General features: G+C 67.9%; 3 protein-coding genes. 2 read left to right on the top strand and 1 reads right to left on the bottom strand.

The window, feature by feature from the left end; all coding sequences use genetic code 11:
- Positions 1-295 precede the first annotated feature (295 nt).
- Entirely contained in the window at positions 296-787 is a 492-nt protein-coding gene (locus ABZT49_RS22985) for a glutathione peroxidase (RefSeq protein ID WP_355289293.1), read from the bottom strand.
- Positions 788-955: 168 nt separating this feature from the next.
- On the opposite strand from ABZT49_RS22985, the gene ABZT49_RS22990 reads away from it, so the two are divergent.
- Together ABZT49_RS22990 and ABZT49_RS22995 are read left to right on the top strand one after the other, a co-directional pair.
- A complete protein-coding gene (locus ABZT49_RS22990) occupies positions 956-1153 on the top strand; it encodes a hypothetical protein (protein ID WP_355289295.1) in 198 nt (65 codons plus the stop codon).
- Positions 1154-1248: 95 nt separating this feature from the next.
- Positions 1249-1887 carry a TetR/AcrR family transcriptional regulator gene (locus tag ABZT49_RS22995; RefSeq protein WP_355289297.1) on the top strand — a complete coding sequence of 213 codons (639 nt, stop codon included), beginning with the start codon at positions 1249-1251 and terminating at the stop codon, positions 1885-1887.
- The last annotated feature ends 264 nt before the right edge of the window (positions 1888-2151 follow it).

Raw genomic sequence — 2151 nt, forward strand, 5'->3', positions numbered from 1 at the left:
CAAATTTGCCCCGGTTACTCGCGAAGCTCTCTAGGTCTTTGATTTTGCCGCATTTTCTTCGCCCAACCGGCGGCCACTTGGTCGGAAAATGCTCTAGCATACCGAGCCTACCGTTACGTCCCACCCACGACCTCATCCTGAGGTGCCGCGCAGCGGCCTCGAAGGAGGCCTCCAGAGGCCTCTGCGATCACTGGACGCCTCCTTCGAGGTCAGTCGATCAAGATCGACTGACACCTCAGGATGAGGTTGCGGGAGGGACGAAGCGCCTGCTGTCGCTTTGATCGAGCAAGTTGCATTATCCCGCCGCGTCCAGCTCCCTGACGATCGCCGCGATCACCCGCGGATCGGTCGGCTCGACCGGCGTCGCGAAGGCGGCGGCCCAGCGGTAGAACGGATGCGCCTGCGGCCCGGTCACGCTGGTCTTGGCGACCACCGGGAAGGTGACGCCGTGGTTCTTGCGCGCGGCCTCGGCGATCGCCATCCCGTCGAGGGGTTCCTGGTGCCCGAAATCCGGTGACGGCACCGCGATCACCGTCAGCCCGCGCGGGCCGAACCGGGTCCAGAGCTGCTGCAGGCCGGCGAATTGCGGGGCGTAGCCGCAGGCGGTGGCGGTGTTGACCACCAGGATCGGCTTGCCGGCATGCTCGGCCAGCGCCAGGCTGCCGCCCTCCGGCTTCGCAAAGCGGAAGGCGGAGGCGGTGGCACCGCTCTGGAGCGGCGCGGCCCGGGCCGGCAGGGCGAGCGCCCCGGCGATCAGACAAAGGGCCTCGCGGCGGACGACCGGCATCGGAGTGCCTCCCTCGACGGAACTCGCCCGAGTGTTCCCCGGGCTTCGGAGCGGCGCAAGCGCCCGCGCATGGTCAAGCTTGCGCGAAGTAGCGTCATCGGGCGCAACTTCCCGTGAACTTCCGCCCGACTGTCACGTTGTCCGGCAGGATTGACCGGGAGGACGAAGATGGGCGGGCACGAGATTCTGAACTGTTTCGAGCATCGCCGCGACGGAGCCTGGGTCTGCACCCGGCCGGTCACGCTGACGACCCCCCGCGAGAGCGTGGCGATCCGGCCCGGGATGCGGTTCGACTACGGCAAGAAGGTCGGCGGCGTCGATCTCGCCGAGTATCTGGAGCGGCTGGGATCGCAGTTCGGCTCCTGACGGAGCGGCACGGGGTGACGCAGAGATGCCACACCTCGCGCGAAGGTCGCCGGTGCCTTTTGACCCACCTATGATCGGCACGATAGGCTTCGCGGATGATCCCTGCCCTGTCCGCATCCTCTCCGGTCGAGGAAACGGTGCCCGATACCCGCTGCCGCATCCTGGCGACGGCGGAGCGCTTCTTTCGTGAGATCGGCTACCAGAAGACCACGGTGGCCGACATCGCCAAGACGCTGCGGATGAGCCCGGCCAACGTGTATCGGTTCTTCGACTCGAAGAAGGCGATCAACGAGGCGGTGGTCGCCCGCCTGATCGGCGAGGTCGAGGCGCGGATCGCGACGCTGGCCGACCGGCCCGGCCTCCCCGCCGAGGCCCGCCTGCGCGAGATCATCGTCTTCCTGCACCGCGACGCCGTCGGCCGCTTCACCGGCCATCCGCGCATGCACGAGATGATCGAGGCGGCGATGTCCGAGAGCTGGGACGTCTGCCGCCACCATGTCGACCGGATCACCGCCGTGCTGGAACGCGTCATCGCCGACGGTGCGGCACGGGGCGAGTTCGCGGTCGAGGACCCGGCGGTGGCGGCGCGCTGCGTCCACACGGCGATCGTGCGGTTCTGCCACCCGGTGCTGGTGGTGCAGTGCCCAGAGGATTTCGTGCCGGCGCTCGACGCGATGATCGGGTTCCTGATGGGGGCGCTGAAGGCGGGCCGGGCTGGGGCGCGGGTGAGCTGAACGGACTGCCTTCTTCTCTCTAAAAAAGTACCGCGACGTATGCCACGCGCGAACCCTCCCCCCCCTGCGGGCTAGCGTTTTCACACAACGCGGTTTGAGCGGCGTTTCCTCTCGAAGAAAGCGCGCCTCTCCTCCCCAGGCGATCTCGGGCTCGCCCGAGATCGCTCAAGCTTGTGGGGAGGAGTTGGAGGTGGGGGTGGTGCCGGATGAGGCTCGGTGCTCTACGCGGCACCACCCCCACCCCTAGCCCCTCCCCACAAGGGG

This window comes from Methylobacterium sp. EM32 (assembly GCF_040593685.1).
Taxonomy (GTDB): Bacteria; Pseudomonadota; Alphaproteobacteria; order Rhizobiales; family Beijerinckiaceae; genus Methylobacterium.

Excerpts from the sequence above, each read along its gene's own strand:
- ABZT49_RS22985 (WP_355289293.1), bottom strand. The coding sequence starts at position 787 with ATGCCGGTCGTCCGCCGCGAGGCCCTTTGTCTGATCGCCGGGGCGCTC.
- ABZT49_RS22990 (WP_355289295.1), top strand. The coding sequence starts at position 956 with ATGGGCGGGCACGAGATTCTGAACTGTTTCGAGCATCGCCGCGACGGA.
- ABZT49_RS22995 (WP_355289297.1), top strand. The coding sequence starts at position 1,249 with ATGATCCCTGCCCTGTCCGCATCCTCTCCGGTCGAGGAAACGGTGCCC.